This window comes from Methylobacterium sp. P1-11, from assembly GCF_008329595.1.
In the GTDB taxonomy this organism is placed as follows: domain Bacteria; phylum Pseudomonadota; class Alphaproteobacteria; order Rhizobiales; family Beijerinckiaceae; genus Methylobacterium.
Genome location: NZ_NPKS01000012.1, coordinates 108,905 through 133,137, shown reverse-complemented (window position 1 = coordinate 133,137; position 24,233 = coordinate 108,905). Strand labels below are relative to the sequence as shown.

Genomic DNA, 24,233 nt, shown 5'->3' with positions numbered 1-24,233 from the left:
AGCAACCCGTAAACCACCGGAACCGCTATCTAGTCGTTCCGCACGACGAGACCTACGGCGAATACCGCAGATCAGCGTCGCGTCGGGGTCGGCGCGGTCTCGGTCCGGCGCTGCGGCGCCGCGTCGGTCTCGGCCGGGGCGTCGGCGGCCTCGTTCGGTGGCGTGGCGACCTTCGGCTTCTTGAACTGCTTCAGGAAGCCTTCCGGATTCTCGGGCAGCTGCGCCACCAGGGCGTCGCCGGACTTCTCCAGCATCGGGCGCGTGCGGGCCTGGGCGGCCCAGTCCGGCACCTTGCCCTGCACCAGCCAGGACAGGAACACCCAGCCGATCACGCAGATCAGGAAGCCGCGGGCCGCGCCGAACAGGAAGCCGAGGGAGCGGTCGACGGCGCCGATCCGCGAGTCGAGCACGACGTCGGAAATCTTCACCGTGATGATCGACACGATGATCAGGGTGCCGAGGAAGATCGCCGCGATCGAGGCGACCAGCGCCACGGTGTCGCTGTTCACGTGCTGCTTCACGGTCGGCAGCAGCATCGGATGGAGCGTCCACGCGACGGCGGCAGCCGCCACCCAGGCGACAATCGCCAGGACCTCGCGGGTCACACCACGCACGGCCGCGAGCAGCGCGGAAACCGCGACGATGCCGAGCACGGCGAGATCCAGGACGGTAAACGGCATCGTTAAGCTTTTTGGTACCCGCGGGGATAGCGCGTCGGCCGTGCGGCTCCCCCGGACCGCGGTGGATTTATACCAAGCCCGACCTCGGCCGTCACCCTGGGGTGGCCCGGCAACGTCGCCCCTGTGCCGCTAATGCATCAATTGCTTCTGACACAGTCCAGCGTGCCCAGCGCCGGCAGGCCCGGTGCGACGATAGCCCCTCACAGATCTTTTCAGCGGACGGGTTTCTTGACACGCAAACTCCATCGGGCTGGAACGCGCGCCTGATGATCAGCCTTCAAACGCCTTGTCTGCTCCGATGAGCATATCACGGCCGTTCTTGGGCACCGGAAATCCGTATCCGTCCCCGGATTTTTCCCATTTTAAGTTGCCAGACAGATGGTGAGGACTGACATACAGTTCCATACCGATCTTTTGTAAAGCTAAATGGAGAGCCTGGATCGAATCGACACCAGCAGCATAGCTCTGCCTTTTCTGATGCGGCCAATCGGTCGTATATCTACACACCCAGACTCCGCCCTGCGACTCGGGGACGTAGATTGAGATTTCAAATGACCGCATACCCAAAGAAGATACTAATTCTAAAACTCTGCTGGCGATAATCATCATTTGACCTCAAAATTTTAAGGGCGGAATTTGATGGCCGCGCTCACACGCAACTAGCCTAACCATTGCCTGAGCGTAGCAGGCGCGAAGGCCGGTAAATTTACAAACAATCAAATCACGCCGATATTGCTCGTCGCAATCTTCCTGAGACGCGGCGAGCGCAAAGAGGGGAGTTTTATGGACTTTCTCGTTCCGTGGCTCCGAGGAAGAATTAGGTGCGCCAGTATTTACCCACTGCCCGCCGCCGTCTTGCCCAGCAGGAACCCGTGGCTGATTTGGATTTTATTCCTTCAACAGGAGCGATTGTTCAAGGTCTGTCATACGAAGTTCGAGCAGTTAGAGTTCCAATTTCCTGCTCGCAATCGCAGACCTCATCTTTAAATGCATTTGCATATTGCGCCCCCCCCAGGACAGCCACAGGGTATATGATTAAATTCCTAATATCAATGGTTTGATGCGACGGTTTGCTGACGGCCCAGAGATCAAAAGGTTCTTCGGTATGCTGGCCCAGTTTGCCAATGGCACCCCAATGCCGGCATCCCGGCGCAGCGCAAAGGAACGAACCCTCGTGCCGTCTCAACTATAGGTTTTCTGTCTTATCCTCCACACCGGACCCTACCCCACAGCCCTGACTGGTCTAAAACCGAGGCAGCACAGCAAGCATGTCCGCGCGGACGGCATTTGGATGATAAGCATTTCGAAATGGAAAAGTCCGGAACGATCGAGATGGCCCACGGCGCCCGGCTCACGATCGACCTCGGGGCGATCGCGGCCAATTGGCGGATCCTGGCGGCCCGCGGCGCGGGCGCCGGCTGCGCCGCCGTGGTGAAGGCCGACGCCTACGGCTGCGGCATCGGCCGGGTCGGACCGGCCCTGTGGGCCGCGGGCTGCCGGACCTTCTTCGTCGCGCACCTGTCGGAGGGCGTCGCCGCCCGGGCCGCCCTGCCGGAGGCGGCGATCTACGTCCTGAACGGTCTGCCCCCGGGCGCGGCCGCCGCCTTCGCGGCCCACGGGCTGCGCCCGGTGCTCGGCAGCGTCGAGGAGCTGACGGACTGGGCGGCGTTCCCGGGGAGCCGCCCGCCCGCGGCGCTCCACGTCGATACCGGCATGAACCGGCTCGGCCTGTCGGTGGACGAGGCGCTGGATCTCGCCGGGGACGCGCGGATCGCGGCCGCCGGCATCGACCTGCTGCTCAGCCACTTCGTCAGCGCCGAGAAGCCGGAGGACCCGGTCAATGCCCGGCAGATCGCGGATTTCGCCCGGGTCCGGGCGGCCTATCCCCAGCTCCGGGCCTCGCTGGCGAACTCGTCGGGCGTCTTCCTCGACGGCGCCCGCCACGATCTCCTGCGGCCGGGCTACACCCTGTTCGGCGGCAACCCGACGCCGGGCGCCGCGAACCCGATGCGCCCGGTGGTGCGGCTGGAGGCGATGATCGCGCAGGTGCGCAGCGTCGAGCCGGGCGCGAGCGCGGGCTACAACGGTCGCTGGACCGCCACCGTGCCCAGCCGGCTGGCGACCCTCTCTCTCGGTTACGCCGACGGCGTCCCCCGGGCGATCAGCGGGCGCGGCCAGGCGCTGGTCGGGGGCGTTCCGTGCCCGATCCTGGGCCTCGTCTCCATGGACCTGATCATCCTCGACGTCACGGCGGCGCCCGCGGCCCGGCGCGGCGCCAGCGCGGTGCTGATCGGCGACAGCCTCGACATCGACGCGGTCGGCCGCGCCGCCGGCACGATCGGGTACGAGATCTTAACGAGACTGGGTTCTCGTTATGTTCGAACCTATGTAGGGTAGCTCCCTCCCCTGACCGGAAGGTCGGACGGCCGGCGCGGACTCGAATGGCCAAGATCCACCAGACCTTCGTCTGCCAGTCCTGCGGGGCGGTCTACAATCGCTGGCGCGGGCGCTGCGAGGCCTGCAACGGCTGGAACACGATCGTCGAGGAGGCGCCCTCGGCCCCCGGCCAGTCGGGCCCGGCCGCGACCCGGCCGTCGCGCAACCGCGGCCGGGTCTTCCCCCTCGAGGGCCTGACCGGCGAGGCCAAGGAGGCGCCGCGCATCCCCTCGGGGATCGGCGAGCTCGACCGGGTGACCGGCGGCGGCTTCGTGCGCGGCTCGGTGATCCTGCTCGGCGGCGATCCCGGCATCGGCAAGTCGACCCTGCTGATGCAGGCCTCCGCCGCCATGGCGGGCACGGGCGAGCGGGTCGCCTACATCTCGGGCGAGGAAGCGGTGGGGCAGGTCCGCCTGCGGGCCGAGCGGCTGGGGCTCAGCGCGCTCCCCGTGCAGCTCGCCGCCGAGACCAATGTCGAGGACATCGTCGAGACCCTGAGCCAGGGGCGCCCGCCCGCGCTGGCGATCATCGACTCGATCCAGACCATGTGGACCGAGACGGTGGAATCGGCCCCCGGCACGGTCACGCAGGTCCGCTCCTCGGCCCAGGCGCTGATCCGCTTCGCCAAGACCACCGGCACCGCCGTGATCTTGGTGGGGCACGTCACCAAGGACGGTCAGATCGCCGGCCCCCGCGTGGTGGAGCACATGGTCGACGCGGTCGCCTCCTTCGAGGGCGACCAGGGTCACCATTTCCGGATCCTGCGCGCCGTGAAGAACCGGTTCGGGCCCACCGACGAGATCGGCGTGTTCGAGATGACCGATGCGGGCCTGAGCGAGGTGCCGAACCCCTCGGCCCTGTTCCTGGCGGGCCGCGACCATCAGGCGGCCGGCACGGCGGTCTTCGCCGGCATGGAGGGGACGCGGCCGCTGCTGGTGGAGATCCAGGCCCTGGTGGCGCCCTCGTCGCTGGGCATGCCCCGGCGCGCCGTGGTCGGCTGGGACCCGAACCGGCTGTCGATGGTGCTCGCCGTGCTGGAGGCCCATGGCGGCATCCGCCTCGGGAGCCACGACGTCTACCTGAACGTGGCGGGGGGCCTGCGCATCACCGAGCCGGCGGCGGACCTCGCGGTGGCCGCCGCCCTGGTCTCGTCGCTGTCGGGGGCCGTGCTGCCGCCCGAGACGGTCTATTTCGGCGAGATCGGCCTGTCGGGGGCGATCCGGCCCGTGGCGCAGGCCGGCTCCCGGCTGAAGGAAGCCCAGAAGCTCGGTTTTGCCAAGGCGTTGATCCCGCAGGGCCGCGGCGAGGGCGAGAAGGCGCTCGCGGTGGAGACGCTGCGCCACATCGCCGACCTGGTGGCGGGGATCAGCGCGGGCGCGCCGCGGCGGGGATCCGGCCAGCGCGGGCGGCAGCCGGCGCGCTACGCCGACGAGGAGATGTGACGCTCGGGGCGGGCTCTCCGCAGCCTCCGCGCGCTCGCGAATTTGCTCCTCGGATGCGACGACGCAGCCTCAGGATCTGGCGGCGGTCTCTCCCGTGCGGGAGAGGGGGTGCGTCGCGCCCCTTATCGGCGTCGGCGTCCAGCGCGAGGCACGGGCGCTATCGACGGCGCACCGGTCCGCGGACGAACGGCGTCAGCCCCCCGTCACGCTCATGTGCCGCGGCACGGCGGCCGGGCGCTGGCGCTCGATGACGAAGTCGTGGCCCTTGGGCTTGCGGGTGATCGCCTCGACCACCGCCGTGGCCAGCACCGCGTCATCCTGGGAGGCGCGCAGGACCGCGCGCAGGTCGGCTGAATCCTCCTGGCCCAGGCACATGTAGAGCTGGCCCGTACAGGTCAGGCGCACCCGGTTGCAGCTCTCGCAGAAATTGTGGGTCAGCGGCGTGATGAAGCCGAGCTTCCCGCCGGTCTCCTCGACCCGCACGTAGCGCGCCGGGCCGCCAGTTCGGTCGGGCAGCGGCGTGAGGGTGTAGCGGGTCTCCAGGCGTTGCCGCGCCACCGAAAGCGGCAGGAACTGGTCGGTCCGGTCCGCCTCGATCTCGCCGAGCGGCATGACCTCGATCAGCGTCATGTCCATGCCGAGGCCATGGGCCCAGGCGATCATGTCGGGGATTTCGTCGGCATTGACGTCGCGCAGCGCCACCGCGTTGATCTTCACCTTCATCCCGGCAGCCCGCGCCGCCGCGATGCCGTCGAGCACCACCTTGAGGTCGCCGCGGCGGGTGATCTCCCGGAACTTGTCCGGGTCGAGGGTGTCGAGCGAAACGTTGATCCGGCGCACGCCGAGGCTCGCCAGCTCGTCGGCGTAGCGCGTGAGCTGGGTTCCGTTGGTGGTGAGCGTCAGCTCCTCCAGCGCCCCGGAATCGAGGTGGCGCGAGAGGCGGCGGAACAGGTGCATGATGTCGCGGCGCACCAGCGGTTCGCCGCCGGTGATCCGGAGCTTGCGCACGCCCCGGGCGATGAACACGCCACAGAGCCGGTCCAGCTCCTCCAGGGTCAGCAGGTCGCGCTTGGGCAGGAACTCCATGTGCTCGGACATGCAGTAGGCGCAGCGCAGGTCGCAGCGATCCGTGACCGAGATGCGCAGGTACGAGATCGCCCGCTGGAACGGGTCGATCAGCGGCGCGGGCCCGGCGGGCGCGCCGACCGCGGACGTATGCGGCGTCAGGGAGCTGTCATCGAGCATCGTCCGGCATATGATGCCCCGGATGGTCGCGGGCAAGCCGGTCCCGTGCCGCAATCCCGGATTGCGTGAGGAGTGTGACCCGTGAGCGAGGATCTGTGGCCGACCGAGATCCGCCTGTCGGCCGACCGGCGGGTGCTCAACGTCGCCTTCGAGGACGGCGCGCGCTATGCCCTGCCGGCCGAGTACCTGCGGGTGTCGAGCCCCTCGGCCGAGGTGCAGGGTCACTCGCCGCTGGAGCGGAAGGTGATCGGCGGCAAGCGCGCCGTGGCGATCCTGGCTGTGCAGCCGGTCGGCAACTACGCGGTGAAGCTCGGCTTCGACGACATGCACGACACCGGCATCTACGGCTGGGGCTACCTCCACACGCTGGGCCGCGAGTACGAGATGCGCTGGAACACCTATCTCGGCGAGCTCGCCGAGCGCGGCCTCGACCGAGACACCGCGCGGCAGGCGCCCGTCAAGGGCAGCGGCGGCGGTTGCGGCTCGGGCTCGTGCGGCTGCCACTGAGGGCAGCCGCTCCAGCTTACTCTGGGCCCGAGCCTCGTCTTTGCGAGCGGAGCGAAGCAATCCAGCGGCGCCACGATCTCAGAGGTCGCGCGTCCCTGGGTCGCTTCGCTGCGCTCGCGATGACGGCGCGGGTCGAACCGCGCCGTGGAGAAGGCCGGAGGCTTGCATCACGTTCCGCGGGCATCTGCACCCGCCCTCTCTGGAGCCGCCATGGCCTTCGCCTGCACCATCCCCGCCACGCCCACCGTCCAGCAGGACGACGCCGCCGTGCGCATCACGCGCTGGGATTTCCCACCCGGCGGCGTGACCGGCTGGCACGAGCATGGCTGGCCGTATTTCGTGGTGATGCTGGTGGACGGGATCCTGCGCGTCCATGACGGCGCGGCGGTGAGCGAGACGGCGCTCGCGGCCGGCCAGTCGTACATGCGCCCCGCGGGCATCCGGCACGACGTGATGAACGGGTCCGACCACCCGATCGCGTTCATCGAGATCGAGGTGAAGCGCCCGGACGCCCTGGTGACCCTGCCCGCGGCCTGAACGCAGAAGGGCCGACCTCGCGGCCGGCCCTTCCGTCAAAACACCGAGCGGAGATTAGCGCTGGACGACGACCTTCGTGCCGACCTTGGCGCGGGTGTAGAGGTCCATGACGTCGTCGTTGGTCATGCGGATGCAGCCCGACGAGACGGCGGTGCCGATGGTCTCCGGCTCGTTCGAGCCGTGGATGCGGTAGATCGAGCCGCCGAGATACATGGCGCGGGCGCCGAGCGGGTTCTCGAGGCCGCCCTTCATGTAGCGCGGCAGGTCGGGTCGGCGCTTCAGCATGGTCGACGGCGGACGCCAATCCGGCCACTCACGCTTCATCGTGATGGTCTGCACGCCGCCCCACGTGAAGCCCGGCCGGCCGACGCCGACGCCGTAGCGCAGGGCCTGACCGCCGCCCATCACGTAGTAGAGCCGCCGCTCGGCCGTGGAGACCACGATCGTGCCGGCGCCGTAGGGGCCGTTATAGGCCACGGTCTCGCGCGGGATCGCCGACATCTGCGGCACCGCCGCGTCGGCGCTCAACGGGTCGGCCGGGTTCAACGAGGCATTGGCCACCGGCACCGCGACGGTCTCGACGGCCTGCGGGCGGACGCGCACGGTGAGCGCGTCGTTCAGCGGCTGGCGGGTCAGCGGGTCAATCTCGTAGGCCAATGCCGGTGCGGCGCAGGCAGCCGCGCCGAAAAGCCCGATCAGGGCGGGGAGGAAACGACGCATCAAAGCCTCTCGGGGCAGGCGCGGACTATGGCGGGAACGCGGCGAATACCGCGGCACGATGCCGTGCCGATCCTCGCCAAGGGGTAAACGCTCGCGCCTCAAATCCAAGCCTGAAACCGCCCCGCCGGGGCGGTTCCGCCCGCCCGTGACTCGATGGCAACACTGTGGCAGCTTGGCCGTAAGTGCCGGGATGAATGGCGCAGGTCCTGGCCTTGGCGGCAGGTTCCCAGGGCGGCTCGAAGGCAGTCTCACGCCTCGCCGTGTTCGGGCATCGCCGCCGTCGCACCCAGTCATCCCGGAGTCGCTCTGCGGAACCCGGGATCCAAACATGCTGCGGCGCCCGAACCGCGCTCCGAGCGCGGCTCTGGGTTCCAGGCTCGCCCGCGGCGCCCCGGAAGGACGGCGCGGAGCCGCGTCAGGCCTCGTCGGCGGCGAGCCAGATGGCCGGCTCGCGCGGCGCCGGGCGGAGGAGTGGGGCCGGCGCGGCGGGCAGGCCGCGCAGCTGGGCGAGCTCGGCGAGTTCCGGCGCCTGCTCGGTGTCGTCGGCGTTCAGGAACAGGCTCCGCGCCCGGGCGGCGCGGCCGAGATCGCCCCGGCTGGTCCAGACGCTCTGGGCCGGGCTCGTGAGCAGCGCCAGGGCGACAGGCGCCAGCCAGAGGGCGAGCCACGGGTTCCCGACGACGACCAGGGCGAACACCATCAGCGCGCCGACCACCACGGCGTCGGCCTGGAGCCGGAAGGCCTCCGCCCAGGACACCTGCCGGTCGTCCCGGTCCTGCGTCTCCCAGCGGACCACCCGGCCGAAGAAGGTCGAGACCACGGCGCCGGCAGTGAACAGGGTCAGGACCGGCCACAGGATCACCCACACCGCCTGTTCCAGGGCGGCGCTCGCGAGCAGGGCTCGCGCGCCGCCGAAGGCCGCCCGGCGCTCCGCGGAGGCGAGGACGTGGCCGAGGCTCAGGAGCTTCGGCAGCGCCAGCACGGCGACGCTGAGGGCGGCGAGCGCGTGGGCGGCGGCGCCCTGCCCGGTCAGCCCGTAGGCCAGGAGGCCCAGATCGCCGGTCCGGGCAGCCTGCCACGCGGCGAGGCCCAGGAAGGCGATCCAGAACGGCTGCACCCCGTAGGAGAGGATGCCGACGAGGAGATGCCAGCGGCTCGCCGCGCGCAGGCCCGCCCAGGGCAGCACCCGCAGGTGCTGGAGATTGCCCTGGCACCAGCGGCGCTCCCGGCCGAGCAGGTCGATCAGGTTGGTGGGCATCTCCTCCCAGGTGCCGCCCATCTCGGGCAGGAGCCGCACCTCCCAGCCGGCGCGCACCATCAGCGCGCCCTCGACGATGTCGTGGCACAGGATCTCGCCGCCGAGCGGCTCCCGGCCCGGGAGCTTCGGGAGCTGCGCGTTCGCCGCGAAGGCCTCGATCCGCAGGATCGCATTGTGGCCCCAGTAGCTGCCCTCCGGCCCCTGCCAGGTCTCCAGGCAGCGCAAAGCCAGCGGCGCGTAGAGGCGGACGGCGAATTGCTGGATGCGGGCGAACAGCGTGTCGCGACCGGCCGCGTACGAGACGGTCTGGATCAGGCCGGTGCGCGGGCTCGCCTGCATCAGCCCGACGAGCCGGCTCATGGCCGCGCCGGTCATCAGGCTGTCGGCGTCCAGCACGATCATGAAGGCGTATTCGGCACCGTGGCTGCGGCAGAACTCGCCGATGTTGCCGGCCTTGCGGCCGACATTCTCCGTCCGGCGCCGGTAGCGGATCCGCGGCAGCGCCGGGTCGGAGGCCGCCCAGGCCTGGATGCGGGCGTATTCGTGCTCCTCCACGGCGGCGATCGCGCCGTCGCGGGTGTCGGAGAGGACGAAGATATCGATGCCCTCCGCCTCGGCGCGGGCGAGCGACCGGGCCATCACCCGCAGGCGGGCGAAGACCGCCACCGCATCCTCGGCGTGGATCGCCACCACGGCCGCGGTGCGTCCGGCCTCGGCCGGCACGGCGCCCGCCGCCCCGGAGCAGCGCTCCAGCACAGACTTCGCCCGGTCGCCCAGCAGGGCCGCGACGAACCCGTAGACGTATTGGCAGGCGACGAAACCCTGCCAGCCCATCACGAGGCCGAACAGCACCAGGACCGCCCAGGCGAGCGGGCTGGCGTCCGCCGGGTAGGCGATCGCGGCGAGCCCTGCGAGGCCGCCGGCGGTGGCGAGGCTCGGGACGGCCAGGGCGAGACGCCGGGCGCGCAGGGCGCCGCGGGGCGCGCCGGTCCAGACTTCGCGAAGGGATGCGGCGACCGCCGGATCGGGTATGGCGGGAGCCGCGTTCCGGTGCGACCGCTCGGCGGAGGAGGTGACGCGTGACGACATGGCGCGAGGAACTCGACCGTGGAAGGCTGCCGGCCGCCCCGCCGCCGAAGGCCGGGAACCGATGACCGTGGACACCGATATGCGGGGTGAGGATACGGAGCCGACCCGGCAGCCCAGGCCGCCGGAAGCCGAACGGATCAATCCCCCCTCCCGGCGCCGCATTCTTCGAACAGCTCTGGCCGCGGCTGCCGGCACGGTTCTACCTAGCGCGGCTGATCTGAATGCGTCCAGAACGTGGGCCGGGCCGGCGCTTCCGCCGCAGGGCGATGCGATGACCTTCGAAACCCTGTCTGCCCAGGCGGCGCGGCGCGCCGCCGCGCCCTACGCCCCGCCGCCCGAGGATCTGCCGCAGGCGCTCGCCGCCCTCGACTACGACGGCTACCGGGCCCTCACCTTCCGGCCGGACGCGAGCCTGCGGCTCGGTGCGCATTTCAGCGCCCAGTTGTTTCACCGCGGCTTTCTGCAACGCAAGCGCGTGGCGCTCTACGTCCAGCCGCTCCACGAGCCCGCACGCCTGATCCCGTACGAGACCCGACTGTTCGATCTGGGCTCGCGGCTTGCCGGCGCGAGCTTCCCGGCGGATCTCGGCTTCGCGGGCTTCCGCCTGCACTACGCCTTCCCGGACCTGCCGGTATGGCGCCCGAAGGGCTTCCAGGAGGAATTCCTCGTCTTCCTGGGCGCCTCCTATTTCCGCCTGCGCGCGGCCAACCAGGAATACGGGCTCTCGGCCCGAGGGCTCGCCATCGGCACCGGTGCGCCCGAGGGTGAGGAGTTTCCTGACTTCGTCGCCCACTGGATCTGCGAACCGGAGCCGGGCGCGCGCACTTTGACGGTGCTCTCCCTCCTGGATAGCCCGAGCGTAGCCGGCGCCTACCGGTTCGAGATCGCGCCCGGCGACCCGGCCCGGATCGCCGTCACCGCGGCGCTCCATCCGCGCCGGGCGCTCTCGAAGCTCGGACTGGCGCCGCTCACCAGCATGTTCCTGTACGGCCAGAACGGGCCCGGGGTGCGGGGCGCCGAGCCGTTCGACGATTTCCGGCCGCAGGTGCACGATTCCGACGGCCTCTGCGTCGCGGCTGGCACCGATGCGGCGCAGGTCGATCGGATCTGGCGGCCCCTGGTCAACGGACGCAAACAGCCTCAGATCTCCGCCTTCGCGACCAGGCCGCTGGCCGGCTTCGGGCTGCTGCAGCGGGAGCGTAGCTTCGCGGCCTATCTCGACGTGGAGGCGCGCCACGAGGCGCGGCCGGGCCTGTGGGTGGCCCCGGATCCTGACAGGGGCGCTTTCGCGGACGGCGCCGTGCAGCTCTTCGAGATCCCGTCGGACGAGGAGTACATGGACAACATCGTGGCGGCCTTCGTGCCGGCGGCCCCGGCGCAGCCCGGCGCGCCGCTGCACGTCGCCTACGGCCTGACCACCGTGGGGGCTGAGCCGGTGCCGGCGATCCCGGAGGCCGCCCTGGCCCGGGTGACATCGACGCGGTTCGGCTCAGCGGAGCGCCTGCGCCCGTTGAACCCGCCGAGCCCCCGGCGGCGGCTCTGCGTGATCGACTTCGCGGGACCGGCTCTCCCGAAGGATGCCGACGACGCGGTCGCCGCGGAGGTCTCGGCCAGCGCCGGCACGATGCACGATCCGGTGGCCAACTTCGTGCCGCAGACCGGCGGCTGGCGGATCTACGTCGAGTGGCGCCCGCCGGACCCGGTGCCGCCGGGCGACGTCGTGCTCCGCGCCCGGCTGGTCCGCGGGACGGCCCCCCTCAGCGAGACCTGGGACGCCGCCGTTTAGATATGGTCCTCGCGTCGCGACGGCGCGGGACGGTTCAGGCCGCCTCAGGCGGTCCGGCGCTCCTGCTCCAGGCGCCGCGCCAGACGGGTGGCGCCGTAGACCTCGCTCAGGCAGCGGCGGGCGGCGGAGATCGGCGGAGCCTGCCGTTCGACATGGGCGGCGGCGATGACGCGCAGGGCGGCTGCAACCGAACGCTCCAGGCGACGCTCGGCCTGGGCGGCCGTGTGCTGATGATTGTCCAGCATGTGATGATCCCTCGTGCTGAGCCGTATCCGCCCTCTCGCGGGGCGGTATCTGGCGGCACAGACAGATTTCACATCTGGCTTGACCGTATCAAGGCAGCTTGGCCGTAAGCCGCGGAGCGTCCTTGCCGCATCTCCTCAGCGCAGCTCCTCGTGCCACGTGCGGCCGTCGCGCTCGATCAGCGCGATGGCGGCGGTCGGCCCCCAGCTCCCGGCCGGGTAGGGCCGGGGCGCCTCGGGCCGGTCGGCCCAGGCCTTGAGTACGCCATCCGCCCAGGCCCAGGCGGCCTCGACCTCGTCGCGGCGCATGAACAGCGTCGCGTTGCCGCGGACCACGTCCATCAGCAGGCGCTCGTAGGCGTCAGGGTAACGCTGCTTGAAGGTCTCCTCGAAGGAGATGTCGAGGTCGGTCGGGCGCAGGCGCAGGCCGCCGGGTCCCGGATCCTTGGTCATCACCTCGAGCTTCATACCCTCCTGCGGCTGCAGTCGGATCACGAGGCGGTTCGGCTCGCGGCCGAACGCCTCCTCGGGGAAGATCGAGAACGGCGAGGCGCGGAACTGCACCACGATCTCGGAGAGCTTCTGGGGCAGGCGCTTGCCGGTGCGCAGGTAGAACGGCACGCCGGCCCAGCGTCCGGACTGGATCTCGACCTTCATGGCCACGAAGGTCTCGGTCCGGCTCTCGTGGCCGAGTTCGGCGAGGTAACCCTCCACAGGCTTCCCGTCGACCGCGCCGGCCACGTACTGGCCGCGGACGGTCACGAGCGGGATGTCCTGGCTGGTGATCGGCTTGAGGGCGCGCAGCACCTTCAGTTTCTCGTCGCGGACCGAGTTCGCCTCAAGATTGAGCGGGCTCTCCATGGCGGTGAGGCAGAGGAGCTGCAGGATGTGGTTCTGCAGCATGTCGCGCATCGCGCCCGACGTGTCGTAGTAGCCGGCCCGGCCCTCGACGCCGACGGTCTCGGCGACCGTAATCTGGACATGGTCGATCACGTCCGACGTCCAGAGCCGCTCGAAGATTGTGTTGGCAAAGCGGAGTGACAGCAGATTCTGGACCGTCTCCTTGCCGAGATAGTGATCGATCCGGAAAATCTGCGATTCCGGGAAGACCTCGCCGACCGCGTCGTTGATCGCCCGGGCCGATTTCAGATCCTTGCCGATCGGCTTCTCCAGCACGACGCGGGACTTCTCGCCGACGAGCCCGTGGCCGGCGAGGTTGCGGCAGATCGAGCCGTAGAGGTCGGGCGAGGTGGCAAGATAGTAGGGCCGGACCTGGTCGGGCCGCTCGTCGAGCTTGGCGACGAGGTCGGTCCAACCGCTGTCGCCGGCGCCATCGACCGCGACGTAATCGACGTGGTCGAGGAACCGCTCGAGCATGTCATCGGTCAGGTCGGCTGCAGGGACGAAACGCTTGAGCGCGTCGCGGGCGTGCTCGCGGAACGCGTCGAGGGACAATTCCGAGCGCGAGGCGCCGATGATCCGGCTGGTCTCGGGGATCTGACCGTCGCGGAATCGGTAGAACAGCGCCGGCAGCAGTTTCCGCGCGGTCAGATCGCCGGTCGCGCCGAACACGACGCAGTCGAAGGAAGCGACGGGGATGATCGTGGCCAAGTGCGGCTCCCGGGTGTCGTGCGCTGGTCTCGTGCGGCGGCTGCGTCGCACTGACCTAGCCCGTGTGCAAGGGCTTCGCCAGACGAGGGGCGCAGGCCAGCGCTGCCCGGGCCGGGGCGCGACTGCGACAGGCCCGGGCAGCGCGGTCCGGTGGAGCGCGCGGCGCGCGGTGGATCAGCCCTCCATGTACCGCTTGAACGCCTCGGCATAGTCCGGATGCCAGCGCGACAGGGCGGGCCGGTTCTCGACGATGTCGCCGGCGGCCCAGGCGATCCGCTTCTGATCCTGGGCCCGCGTGGTCTCGTTGTCGGGGCAGAGGATGTAGAAGTCGCCGGCGGCGAGCCGCTCCAGCAGGAACGCCACGGTCTCGTCGGGCGTCCAGGCCCCAGCGGGCTTCTCGGCGACGCCGCGCGCCTTCGTGAGACCCGTGTAGACGAAGCCGGGGATCAGCAGGTGGGCCGTGGTGTGGCAGCCCTCCCGGTTGCGCAGCTCGTGGGCGAGCGCCTCGGTGACCGCCTTCACCCCCGCCTTCGAGACGTTGTAGGGCGCGTTGCCCGGTGGCGTGGTGATCCCCTGCTTCGAGCCCGTGACGATGATCGCCCCGGGCTTGCCGCCTTCGATCATGCCGGGCGCGAAGGCGTGGATGCCGTTGACCACGCCGCCGAGATTGGTCCCCAGGATCCGCGTCCAGGTATCGGCGTCGGAGAACAGCGTTCCGCCCGCCTCGATCCCGGCATTCAGCATCACCAGGGCCGGCGGTCCGGCCCGGCCGGCGGCGGCCGCCAGGGCCTCCACGGCGCCCCGGTCCGACACGTCGGTGGGCACGGCCCGGACCTCGACGGCGGCGAGTTCGGCCACGGCGGCGCGGGCCGCGTCCAGGGCCGGCCCCGGCAGGTCCGCGAGCCAGACATTCATGCCGGCCCGCGCGAAGGCCTGCGCGGCGGCGAGCCCGATGCCGCTCGCGGCGCCGGTGACGATCGCGCTGCGGCCCGGGCTGATCGCGGGGTGCTGGCTCATGACGGATCCTCGGCTGACTGGCGCCCTTCAGATGGGGCGACCCGGGAGGAAGGCGAGTTCGCGTCCCGATCCCGCACAGCCCCGGCAGAACCAACGGATCGCCGCTGCGGCGGCTTCTGCTAGGGTGGCGGAACACCTCTCGGAACGAAGCACCCGGATGTCCCCTCCCCCGAGCCGCCGGTCGATCCTCGCCGGCGCGGCATCCCTCGGCCTCGCCAACGCGGCGCGTGCGGCCGGTTCGGCGGGGTTCGGGCCCCTGGGACGGCCGTCCTGGTCGGGTGACAGCCTCCAGGCCGCCGCGGCCGCCAAGGGCCTGACATACGGCTGCGAGGTGCCGTTCCACCGCTTCGACGCGACGCCCGCCTACCGTCAGGCGGTGGCGCGGGAATGTGGCATCCTCGTCTGCGGCACCGAGATGAAGATGGAGGAGGTCCTGCCGGCGCCCGGCAAGACCGACTTCGCCCGCGGCGATGCGATCCTGCGCTTCGCTAAGGGGAACGGCCAGCGCATGCGCGGCCATACGCTCGTCTGGCACGCGGCGCTGCCGCCCTGGGTCGGGCCGCTGCTCGGCCGGGCGAGCGCCGTCCAGGCCGAGGACTTCATGCGGCGCTGGATCGAGACGGTGGCGGGCCATTACCGGGGCCAGATCGTCGCCTGGGACGTGGTCAACGAGATCCTCGGCAACGAGGCCGATCCCGACCGCGGCGGCGGCCTGCGCGACTCCCCCTGGCTCGCCGCGCTCGGCCCCGGCTACGTCGATCTCGCCTTCCGGATCCTGCACGAGACCGATCCGGCCGCCGCCGGCACCTGGAACGAGGACGCGGTGGAGCAGGGCGTGCCCTGGATGGAGGCCAAGCGCACCAAGGTGCTGCGCCGCCTGGAGGCGATGCGGTCCCGCGGCGTGCCGATCCGGCGCTTCGGGCTGCAATCGCACCTCACCAGCACGATCCCGATCGATCAGGGCCAGCTGCGGCGCTTCCTGCGGGAGATCGGCCAGATGGGGCTCGGGATCGAGATCACCGAACTCGACATCGACGACCGCGCCTTCCCGTCCGACTTGGCGACCCGCGACCGGATGGTGGCCGATTACGCAAGGCGCTACCTCGACGTGGTGCTGGACGAGCCCGCCTGCCTCGACGTGCTGACCTGGGACATCTACGACCCGGACACGTGGCTGAACGACCACCCCTACCGCAAGCGGCCCGACGGCCTGCCGCAGCGGGCCTTGCCGCTCGACGCGCAGTTCCGGCGCAAGCCCCTGTGGCACGCGGTGAAGGCGGCCTTCGAGGCCGCGCCGGATCACAGGGCCGCGCGCGAGGCGCTCAGGCGGGCGTGACCCCGGCTCGGCGGCCGCCCTCGGCGAGGCTCGGCTCCTGCGGCCGATCCGCCAGGAGGCGGCGGCGGAGGCGCGTGCAGGGGCGCTCGACGAGCCCGTACATCCCCCAGCACCACAGCAAGGTCACCGGGAAGGCCGCCAGCATCAGCCCGACGCCGTGCAGCCCGGGCCGCAGGTGCAGCACCAGGGCCACCACGGTCATGTGCGCGAGGTAGAAGCTGTAGGACCACAGCCCGAGCTGGCGCATCGGCCGGCTCGCCAGCAGCCGCACCGCGGGCCCCTCGCCGTGGAGCAGGTACGCGAAGGGCACGAACAGGGCGGCGCTCTGGAGCGTGTAGCGCAGGCTCTCCCGGAAGGCGGGATCGCGGATTGCCAGGGTCCCGAGGATGACCGCGAGGCTGGCCGCGACGTGCCAGAGCGTGGGGCGCCACGCCCGGTCGGCCGGAATCACCGGGTTGTTCCATAACCCGAGGCAGCAGCCGAACAGGATCGCGTCGATCCGGGTGTGGGTCCAGCTGTAGTTCAGGCTGTAATCCGGCAGCCGCCAGACGTTCACGCAACGGATCGCCAGGACCACCGCGCAGAGCCCCAGGCAGGCCAGCGCCGCACGGCGCGGCCGCAGGCGCCCGAGCCAGAGCACGAAGGCCAGCGGGAAGACGAGGTAGAAGTGCTCCTCGATGGCGAGGCTCCACAGCGGCACCGGCAGCACCGCCTCGGTGCCGAACAGGCCGGGATAGTTCGTCAGGAACGTCGCCTGTCCGAGGATCGCCGCCGGTTCAACCGGCATCCAGTCCAGCAACCCCGCGGCGTTGAGCGCGCCGGAGGCGACCAGTGCCAGGTACATCGGCGGCAGGATGCGCAGGCTGCGCCGGAGGTAGAAGGCCGAGAGCGATACCGTGCCCGTCTGACCCCGCTCGATCCGCAGGAGCGTGGTGATCAGGTAGCCGCTGAGGAAGAAGAAGACGGTCACGCCGAAGCCGCCCGGTACCAAGCGGCTGTAGCCACAATGGGCCGCGAAGACGATCAGGATGGCGACCGCCCGCACCCCGTCGAGTTGCGGCAGGTAGGGCATCGTCTTCGGGACCAGGAATCCGGAATCCGGCATGGGGGAGGTCGATCTCGCGTCGCGCTTTGACCGCACAGCATAAGCGCGCTTTTCGCGCACACCGACATCCGCACCGCCCGCTGAGCGCCTGAACCAGTGTCCGGATGGTGAATCCCTCCCTCGGAGCGCCGGAAAGACCGGAGGAGATTGGTAACCACGGCCGTCCATGATCCCGCCCGACCGCCCCGTCTCGGGCGCCGTCGGGAGTGTTGCGTATGGTCCCGGTCCAGCTCCGCCGTCACGCCCGCCCGCACGCCGCACTGGGCGCGGGCCTGTCGCTGCTGGCGCTGCTCGGGGCACCGGTCGAGGCTCTGGCCCAGGGGGCCGGCGCGGCCCAGGGCAGCCCGGTTCCGGTGCCGCCCCTCGCCGTTCCAGTCACCGTACCGCCCGCCGGCGCGGCGCTGGAGGCGGCCAAGGGGCAGGAGTCTCGGACGCCGGAGGCGAAGGGCACGGCCGGCAAGGCGGGCGAGGCCAGGGGGGCCGATACCAAGCCCGCGGAAGCCAAGGCGAGCGCGGCCGCGCCGGAGCCAAGCCCAGGGCAGGCCAAATCGCAGGATGCCAAATCCCAGCAGGTCAAGCCTCAGGAGGCGGCCAAGAAATCCCGCGAGCCGGCGCCTCTGGTCTACGCCAAGGTCTCCACCGATCCGAACCCGACGCTGACCCCCCGGACCTTCCTCGACACGCTCCGGGCAGCCGACCGCTACGCGGCCTTCGCGGAAGCCGGCGGCTGGGAGCAGCTGCCCGAGGATCTTGCACGCCTCAAGCCCGGTGAGCGCCATCCGGCGATCCCGGCCCTGCGCCATCACCTCACCCTCACGGGCGACCTGCCGGCGGATGCCCCGCCGAGCGACCGGCTCGATTCGCCTTTGGTGGCGGCGATCACGGCCTTCCAGGGACGCCATGGCTTGCCCGATAGCGGGATCCTTGGCCGCCTCACGATTAACGCGCTGAACGTGCCCGCATCGGTGCGCCAGCGCCAGCTCGCGGCCTCCGCGGCCAGGCTGATGGGCTCGAAATTCCCGTTCGGCGAGCGCTACGTGGTGGTCAACATCCCGTCCGCCGCCGTGGAGGCGGTGGAGAACGGTGCGGTGGCGCGCCGCTACGTCGCGGTGGTCGGCTCCCCCGACAAGGCGACGCCGGCGGTGGAGACGCGGATCACCGACATCAACTTCAACCCGACCTGGACCGTGCCGGCCTCGGTGGTGAAGAACGAGATCATCCCGCAGATGCGCAAGAATCCGGGTTATCTCGCCAAGAACCACATTCGGATCCTGGGGCCTTCCGGGGAAGTCGATCCGACCCGGATCGACTGGGCGGGCGAGAAGGCGGTCAACTACACGCTGCGTCAGGATTCCGGCTTCGACAATTCGCTGGGCCAAGTGCGGATCGACATGCCGAACCGCTTTGCCGTCTACATGCACGATACGCCGGCAAAATCGCTCTTCGCCGCGAGCGTGCGCTTCCACAGCCATGGCTGCGTACGGGTCGGGCAGGTGAAGGAACTCGTGGGCTGGCTGCTGCAGGGCACCGATGGTCCGAACGGGCCGGGCACGAGCTGGGGACCGATCGAGATCGAGACCGGCATCGCCGATGGCGAGCGCCGCGACATCAAGCTCACCAAGCCGATTCCGGTGACCTTCGTGTACCTCACCGGCTTCGCCACGCCGGATGGGAAGGCGCATTTCCGCGACGACATCTACAACCTCGACACACCGGCTCCGGAACCGGCGGCCACCGGCGCGCTCCCGCACGTTGCGCCAGCGGGTGTCGATGCCGGCAGTGCGAAGCCGGCCCTCGCCAGTGCTCCGCCGGCGACGCCTCAGGCGGGCACCCCACACGACGCAAAACCGGCTCCGGCGCGGGCTGCGTCGGCCAAGCCTGCACCGATCCAACCGGCACCGGTCAAATCCGCGCCGGTGAAGTCAGCGCCGGCTCGGCCGGCCAATGCGCCTTAGTTTGTCATCCCCGGATCGCCGCGCTGAGCCTCATCCGACTCTGCAATTCTCGGAGCGCCGGAACCTCACGGAGAGGCGGCGGCGCGCCGAGCCATGGCATTGAACCGGCGGCGACCTTAGCCGGGCCGCCGCATCGCAAGCGCACGTTCGAACAGCTCAACCGATCTCGATCGGGGCGATGCGCGGACGAACGCCGAGGGCCCGACGGAGCTGAATTCGGGCCCGTTCGCGCTCCGCGTCAAGACCAGGAACGTCCGCTGGCACCGGCACCCATCTAGCTGCCGGCGAGATCGAGGTGCACCTTCACCAGACCCGGATCATCCGGATCGCGCCCCTGCGTGAAGCCCAGGCGCCGGCACACCGCCAGCATCGGCCGGTTCTCGGCCAGCACCGACCCCTCGACTCGCCCGATTCCCTCGGAACGCGCCCAGTCGATCATGAGGCGCATCAACGCGAAGGCGAGGCCCGTTCCCCGGACATCGCGGCCCACCGCGATCGCGTACTCGCCGCTCTCGTGGTTGGCATCGGCGTGGAGCCGAACCGCGCCGAGCATGCGCTCGCCGCCGGCCGGTTCGATCTCCGTGGCCACGAACGCGATGGCGCGGGCATAATCGAGCTGGGTCAGACGGGCCAGGAAGGCGTGGCTGAACTCGCGCACCGGGCCGAAGAACCGCAGCCGCAGATCCTCCGGATCGAGTCCCTTGAAGAAGCTCAGGAACAGGCCCTCGTCCTCCGGACGCACCGGCCGCACCCGCACGGTTCGGTCCTTGAGGTTGAGCGTCCGGACCCATTCGGCCGGATAGGGCCGGATCGCGAAGCGCGGATGGCCGCGCCCCTGGGCGCCGCGCTCGGCGCGGCCAATTCGGACCCGAGCGTCGAGGGCCAGCACGCCGGTCTCGTCGGCCAGGAGCGGGTTGATGTCGAGTTCGCGGACCTGCGGCAGGTCAGCGGCGAGCTGGGACAGCTTCACCAGCGTCAGCGCGATCGCCCCGAGATCGGCGGCGGGCACGTCGCGGTAAGCCTCGAGGCGCCGCGCGACCCGGGTGCGGGCGATGAGGTCGCGCGCCAGGGTCAGGTCCAGGGGCGGCAGGCCAAGGGCGCGGTCATCGATCACCTCCACGGCGGTGCCGCCCCGACCGAAGACCACCACCGGACCGAACACCGCATCCTCTGCGAGCCCAGCGATCAGCTCCCGGCGCTGGCCGCGGCGGATCATCGGCTGCACGGCGAAGCCGGTCACCCGGGCGTCAGGCCGCTCCCGGCGCGCGCGCGACAGGATGCTGCGGGCGGCCGCCGCGACGTCGGCCTCGCTGGTGAGGTCGAGATGGACACCGCCGATATCGGATTTGTGCACCACGTCCGGCGAGACGACCTTCAGTGCCACCGTTCCGCCTGCGGCGATGATCGGCCACGCGGCCGCCGCGGCCGCATCCTTATCGGGCGCCAGCGTGATCGGAACCGTCGGGATCCCGTAGGCCTCGAGGAGGCCGTTCACCGCCACCGGATCGAGCCAGGCGGCGCCCTGGCGCAGGGCGCCGGCGACGATCGAGCGGGCTCGCGCCGTGTCGGGGGAGAAGTCTCGCGGCAGCGAATCCGGCGTGCGCATCAGGTCGTCCTGCGCCTCGCGGTAGCGCACGAGATGCAGGAAGCCCTCGATCGCCTCGGAATCGGTGGTGAAGTGCGGGATCCCGGCTTGCGCGAAGGTCTCGCGTCCCGCCTCCGCGTCGCCCAGCGTGACCGCAAAGACCGGCTTCTTGCGGGTCTGGCCGGCGCGGGCAGCCCGAACGGCTCCGGCGATGGCCTCGGCCACCGCGCCCGCTTCCGAGCGGATGGTGGGCACGTGGATGGCGAGAACGGCGTCGCTCGTCCGGTCCGTCAGCAGCGGCGCCAGCGCGGCGGAGAAGGCTGGCCCGGCGGCATCGATGCCGAGATCGAGGGGGTTGCCCGGCGCGCGCCCCTCCGCCTCGGCCGGCGCCGCGAGGGTCCCGGCTCGCTCCATCAGCCGGTCCGCGGCAAGGAGGCCGATGCCGCGGCCGTTCGATACGATCGCAAGCCGGTGGCCCGGAAACGGCCGCTGGCGCCCCAGGGTCTCCACGGCGGAGAACATCGCGTCGAGGTCCGGCACGTCCAGCAGGCCGGCCCGGCGAAATGCCGCCGCATAGACCGCATCCGGACGGGCCAGGGCGCCGGTATGGGTGGCGGCGGCACGGGTGTCGGGGCGGTGCTGGCCGGCCCGCAAGACCACGACGGGCTTGGCCCGGGCGGCGGCGCGGGCGGCCGACATGAAACGCCGGGCATCCGCAACCCGGTCCAGGCAGAGCAGGATCGCGCGGGTGCGATAATCGGCGGCGAAATGATCCAGGCAATCGGCCACGCCGATGTCGAGGACGTTGCCCAGCGACAGCACGGCCGAGAAGCCGGTCCCGTGACGGGCGCCCCAGGCGACGATGGCCGCCGCGACCGTGCCGGATTGCGAGACAAGGGCGAGATCGCCGGCCTTCGGCGCATGGGCGAACAGGCTGGCATTGAGCTTGGCACCCGGTACAGCGAGGCCGGCGCTGTCGGGTCCGAGCAGGCGCAAGCCGTGGGCGCGGGCGATCCGGTGGGCGACCGGGCCTGGATCGTCCGGCCCGGAACCGAGCCGGGCCGTGAGGATCACGGCCGCACCGGCGCCGATCGCGGCCGCCTGCGCGACGACCTCTGGCACGCTCGGCGGCGGTACCGCGATCAGAACGAGGTCTGGGGCGGCGGGCAGATCCGCGACCCGCGGCATGCAGGGCAGCCCCTCGACGGTCGCGTGATCGGGCTGAACCGGCATGATCGCGCCGGGGAAGCCTGCAGCGCGCAGGCTGTCGAGCATGCTGCGCCCCAGTGAGCCCTCGCGTGCCACCGCCCCGACCAGGGCGATCGAGCGGGGCGCCAGCAGCTTGTCGAACCGGTAGGTGCTCACGACCGGCGGCTCACGGTGCCGCCGTCACGGGATGAGGTCCCGCAAGCCGTTCGTGGCGGCACGCATCTGGTCACCCTCGCTCACGTTCCATCAGGCGCGGCCCATCGCGCACTCGCCGCCCCCCAGATGGCGCGATCCGGCGCGCCTGCAACGCCTGAGCGGCGCGCGACGACCGGAAATCGGATGGCAGGCTCGATGCAGCCGTCCAGACCTCCTTTTCTCCAATAACGATCGCCATTTATCCACTCTAAGACGACACTTGTGAGTGGGTGTAGATTGGTCTTGCTATTAAATTCACATCACCATAGTAACTGCGCCTTAACTACCCTGTATCGGGTTGAGCAGAAACAGATTCCAGCCGGCGCCGACGGTCGGCGGCCGTCTGGGAACGAGTGGAGGTTTTTGGGATGGACGCCACGGGTGAAGGGCAACCGGACTATCTCGCGCTGTCCGTCGACATCGTGTCGGCCTTCGTGAGCAACAATCCGGTCCCCGCGCCGGACCTGCCCGGGCTTATCGCGGCTATCCACGCAACGCTGCACGGTCTCGGCGAGCCCGCCGCCACGCCGACGGAGGAGTTGCGGCCGGCCGTTCCGGTCAGGCGCTCGGTCCAGCCCGACTTCATCGTCTGTCTGGAGGACGGCAAGAAGTTCAAGTCGCTGAAGCGCCACCTGCGGACGCACTACAACCTGACGCCCGAGGAATACCGGGGGAAATGGGGTCTTCCGCCCGACTACCCGATGGTCGCGCCGAACTACGCCGCGGCGCGATCCAGCCTCGCCAAGAGCATGGGCCTCGGCCACCAGCGCCGGAAGGGCTGACGCGCCGCCCGCATCCACAGCTTTCGGATCCGGGTTAGGCTTCGGGCAAGCCGCGCTTGCGAGGGTCAGGGGCCCGTCAGCGCCCCCGAGACCCGATGCCCGGCAAGCCCAATCCCGTCGCCCGCCTGTTCTGGACGGCCGTCATCGGCCTCCCGTTCGGGCTCTGGTACGGCCTGCCGGCGCTCGCCGCGACGGGACTTGCCCTCGTTCTCGTCCTGCTCCGGCATCTCGGGCGCCCGCGCCGGTTCCGGTCCCGGGTGCGGCGGATCGCCCGGGCGCATGCCGACACCCTGGCGCTGCGGCGGCGTCAGGAGAGCTACTGCGATCCCTACGGCAACTGGATCGAGGACGGCTGGCTGCGCGAGCGGGACTACTTCCTCGACCGGACCGTCCTGCCGCAGCTCGGCCCCCGCTTCGCCGACCTCGCCGACGCGGAGCACGAGCGGATGCTGGCGATCATCGAGGCCGAGGCGGCCGCCGTCGCGCTACCCGATGAGGACGAGGCGCCCGGGGACGGGCTCGACTACGAGCGCTACTGCGCCGAGCGCCTGACCCGGGCAGGCTGGCGGGCGCACCGGACGCCTGCGAGCGGCGATCAGGGCGCCGACATCGTCGCGGTGCGGGACGGGCTGCGCCTCGTCGTCCAATGCAAGCGGCTGAGCAAGCCCGTCGGCAACGCCGCCGTGCAGGAAGTGGCCGCGGCGCTGCGCTACTGGGCTGGGGACCGGGCGGCGGTGGTCTCGAATGCCGGCTTCACGCCGGCGGCGCGCCGGCTCGCGACGGCCACCGGCGTGCTCCTCCTGCATCACGACGCCCTCGAGGCGATCGACCTCTTGGAGGCGTGACGGCCGTCAGGCGAGCGGCCCGGGGATGGCGATCTCCGCCTCGTTGAGCAGGCGCGCCTCGTGGCGGCGCACGAAGAGCCACAGGGCCAGGCCGCCGAAAACCACGAGCGCCAGCAGCGTCAGCCCCACCGGGCCGACGATGTGCTCGATCTGGCGCCCGCAATAGTACGAGCCGATGCCCATGCCACCGGCCCAGACGATGCCGCCGAGGGCGTTGAAGGCGAAGAAGCGGCGGGCATCCAGGCGGTTCACCCCGGCGAGCAGGGCGGCGTAGGCGCGCAGCATCGCGGTGAAGCGGCCGAAGAACACGATCTTGCCGCCGTGCTGACGGAACAGGTACTGGCCGAGCTTGAGCCGCCCGTGATCGAGGGCGATGAGATGGCCGTAGCGCAGGAGCAGGGGCATGCCCCAGCGTCGCCCCGCCCAATAGCCGACATTGTCCCCCAGGATCGCCGCCCCCGCGGCCGCGGCGATGACCAAGCCGATATTCAGGTTGCCGGTGCTGCCGGCATAGACGGCGGCCGAGATCAGCACCGTCTCGCCGGGGCACGGCACGCCGGCGCTCTCGAGGGTGATGATCACGAAGATCGCGATGTATCCGTAATTCGCGATCAGCTCGGCGATGGGCAGGTCGTTCAGGAAGGCCATGCG

20 protein-coding genes are annotated in these 24,233 nt (G+C 70.6%); 9 read left to right on the top strand and 11 right to left on the bottom strand.

Annotated elements, in window-relative coordinates; genetic code table 11:
• Window positions 1–71: 71 nt before the first annotated feature.
• The gene (locus tag CIW48_RS14210; protein ID WP_043357783.1) at window positions 72–680 is read right to left on the bottom strand and encodes a CvpA family protein; all 609 of its coding nucleotides are present in this window, start codon (window positions 678–680) and stop codon (window positions 72–74) included.
• Between the two features lie 270 nt (window positions 681–950).
• Window positions 951–1,289 (bottom strand): hypothetical protein, encoded by a 339-nt coding sequence (locus CIW48_RS14205; protein WP_246695244.1) that lies wholly within the window; start codon window positions 1,287–1,289, stop codon window positions 951–953.
• 699 nt (window positions 1,290–1,988) lie between these two features.
• Here CIW48_RS14205 and alr point away from each other — a divergent pair.
• The gene (gene alr / locus CIW48_RS14200) at window positions 1,989–3,077 is read left to right on the top strand and encodes an alanine racemase (RefSeq protein WP_149311357.1); all 1,089 of its coding nucleotides are present in this window, start codon (window positions 1,989–1,991) and stop codon (window positions 3,075–3,077) included.
• Window positions 3,078–3,121: 44 nt separating this feature from the next.
• Window positions 3,122–4,558: a DNA repair protein RadA gene (gene radA / locus CIW48_RS14195; RefSeq protein ID WP_091777997.1), complete on the top strand. Its 1,437-nt coding sequence runs from the start codon at window positions 3,122–3,124 to the stop codon at window positions 4,556–4,558.
• A gap of 192 nt (window positions 4,559–4,750) precedes the next feature.
• On the opposite strand, the gene moaA is transcribed toward radA, so the two are convergent.
• Window positions 4,751–5,803: a GTP 3',8-cyclase MoaA gene (gene moaA, locus CIW48_RS14190; protein ID WP_149311356.1), complete on the bottom strand. Its 1,053-nt coding sequence runs from the start codon at window positions 5,801–5,803 to the stop codon at window positions 4,751–4,753.
• 81 nt (window positions 5,804–5,884) lie between these two features.
• Between moaA and CIW48_RS14185 the strand changes: the two genes are divergently transcribed.
• Window positions 5,885–6,310: a DUF971 domain-containing protein gene (locus tag CIW48_RS14185; protein ID WP_149311355.1), complete on the top strand. Its 426-nt coding sequence runs from the start codon at window positions 5,885–5,887 to the stop codon at window positions 6,308–6,310.
• Window positions 6,311–6,520: 210 nt separating this feature from the next.
• Window positions 6,521–6,847, top strand: a complete 327-nt coding sequence (locus CIW48_RS14180) for a cupin domain-containing protein (protein WP_012320831.1) — start codon at window positions 6,521–6,523, stop codon at window positions 6,845–6,847.
• A gap of 54 nt (window positions 6,848–6,901) precedes the next feature.
• Here CIW48_RS14180 and CIW48_RS14175 read toward each other — a convergent pair whose 3' ends face one another.
• Together CIW48_RS14175 and mdoH are read right to left on the bottom strand one after the other, a co-directional pair.
• Window positions 6,902–7,567 (bottom strand): L,D-transpeptidase, encoded by a 666-nt coding sequence (locus CIW48_RS14175; protein ID WP_091777991.1) that lies wholly within the window; start codon window positions 7,565–7,567, stop codon window positions 6,902–6,904.
• A gap of 415 nt (window positions 7,568–7,982) precedes the next feature.
• Complete coding sequence (gene mdoH, locus CIW48_RS14170) at window positions 7,983–9,914, bottom strand: glucans biosynthesis glucosyltransferase MdoH (RefSeq protein ID WP_149311354.1); 1,932 nt, start codon at window positions 9,912–9,914, stop codon at window positions 7,983–7,985.
• 271 nt (window positions 9,915–10,185) lie between these two features.
• Between mdoH and CIW48_RS14165 the strand changes: the two genes are divergently transcribed.
• Window positions 10,186–11,700, top strand: a complete 1,515-nt coding sequence (locus tag CIW48_RS14165) for a glucan biosynthesis protein (RefSeq protein WP_149311353.1) — start codon at window positions 10,186–10,188, stop codon at window positions 11,698–11,700.
• Between the two features lie 44 nt (window positions 11,701–11,744).
• Here CIW48_RS14165 and CIW48_RS14160 read toward each other — a convergent pair whose 3' ends face one another.
• The 3 genes from CIW48_RS14160 to CIW48_RS14150 form a co-directional block, all read right to left on the bottom strand.
• Complete coding sequence (locus CIW48_RS14160; RefSeq protein ID WP_149311352.1) at window positions 11,745–11,945, bottom strand: hypothetical protein; 201 nt, start codon at window positions 11,943–11,945, stop codon at window positions 11,745–11,747.
• A gap of 135 nt (window positions 11,946–12,080) precedes the next feature.
• Window positions 12,081–13,553, bottom strand: a complete 1,473-nt coding sequence (gene zwf / locus CIW48_RS14155; RefSeq protein ID WP_149311351.1) for a glucose-6-phosphate dehydrogenase — start codon at window positions 13,551–13,553, stop codon at window positions 12,081–12,083.
• 174 nt (window positions 13,554–13,727) lie between these two features.
• Entirely contained in the window at window positions 13,728–14,570 is an 843-nt protein-coding gene (locus CIW48_RS14150; protein WP_149311350.1) for an SDR family NAD(P)-dependent oxidoreductase, read from the bottom strand.
• 157 nt (window positions 14,571–14,727) lie between these two features.
• On the opposite strand from CIW48_RS14150, the gene CIW48_RS14145 reads away from it, so the two are divergent.
• Window positions 14,728–15,906: an endo-1,4-beta-xylanase gene (locus tag CIW48_RS14145; protein WP_149311349.1), complete on the top strand. Its 1,179-nt coding sequence runs from the start codon at window positions 14,728–14,730 to the stop codon at window positions 15,904–15,906.
• Here the strand turns inward: CIW48_RS14145 and CIW48_RS14140 are convergent.
• The gene (locus tag CIW48_RS14140) at window positions 15,893–17,011 is read right to left on the bottom strand and encodes an acyltransferase (protein WP_149311348.1); all 1,119 of its coding nucleotides are present in this window, start codon (window positions 17,009–17,011) and stop codon (window positions 15,893–15,895) included. The two genes, CIW48_RS14145 and CIW48_RS14140, sit on opposite strands and share 14 nt — an antisense overlap.
• A 215-nt stretch (window positions 17,012–17,226) precedes the next feature.
• On the opposite strand from CIW48_RS14140, the gene CIW48_RS14135 reads away from it, so the two are divergent.
• Entirely contained in the window at window positions 17,227–18,966 is a 1,740-nt protein-coding gene (locus tag CIW48_RS14135) for a L,D-transpeptidase family protein (RefSeq protein WP_149311347.1), read from the top strand.
• Between the two features lie 274 nt (window positions 18,967–19,240).
• Here the strand turns inward: CIW48_RS14135 and CIW48_RS14130 are convergent, their stop codons facing one another.
• On the bottom strand, window positions 19,241–21,916 hold the full coding sequence (locus tag CIW48_RS14130) for a bifunctional acetate--CoA ligase family protein/GNAT family N-acetyltransferase (protein WP_149311346.1): 2,676 nt from the start codon (window positions 21,914–21,916) through the stop codon (window positions 19,241–19,243).
• A gap of 407 nt (window positions 21,917–22,323) precedes the next feature.
• On the opposite strand from CIW48_RS14130, the gene CIW48_RS14125 reads away from it, so the two are divergent.
• Entirely contained in the window at window positions 22,324–22,737 is a 414-nt protein-coding gene (locus tag CIW48_RS14125; RefSeq protein WP_149311345.1) for a MucR family transcriptional regulator, read from the top strand.
• A gap of 95 nt (window positions 22,738–22,832) precedes the next feature.
• Entirely contained in the window at window positions 22,833–23,582 is a 750-nt protein-coding gene (locus CIW48_RS14120; protein WP_149311344.1) for a restriction endonuclease, read from the top strand.
• Between the two features lie 6 nt (window positions 23,583–23,588).
• Here CIW48_RS14120 and CIW48_RS14115 read toward each other — a convergent pair whose 3' ends face one another.
• Window positions 23,589–24,230, bottom strand: coding sequence for a DedA family protein (locus tag CIW48_RS14115; RefSeq protein WP_149311343.1), 642 nt, complete (start codon window positions 24,228–24,230; stop codon window positions 23,589–23,591).
• Window positions 24,231–24,233: the final 3 nt, after the last annotated feature.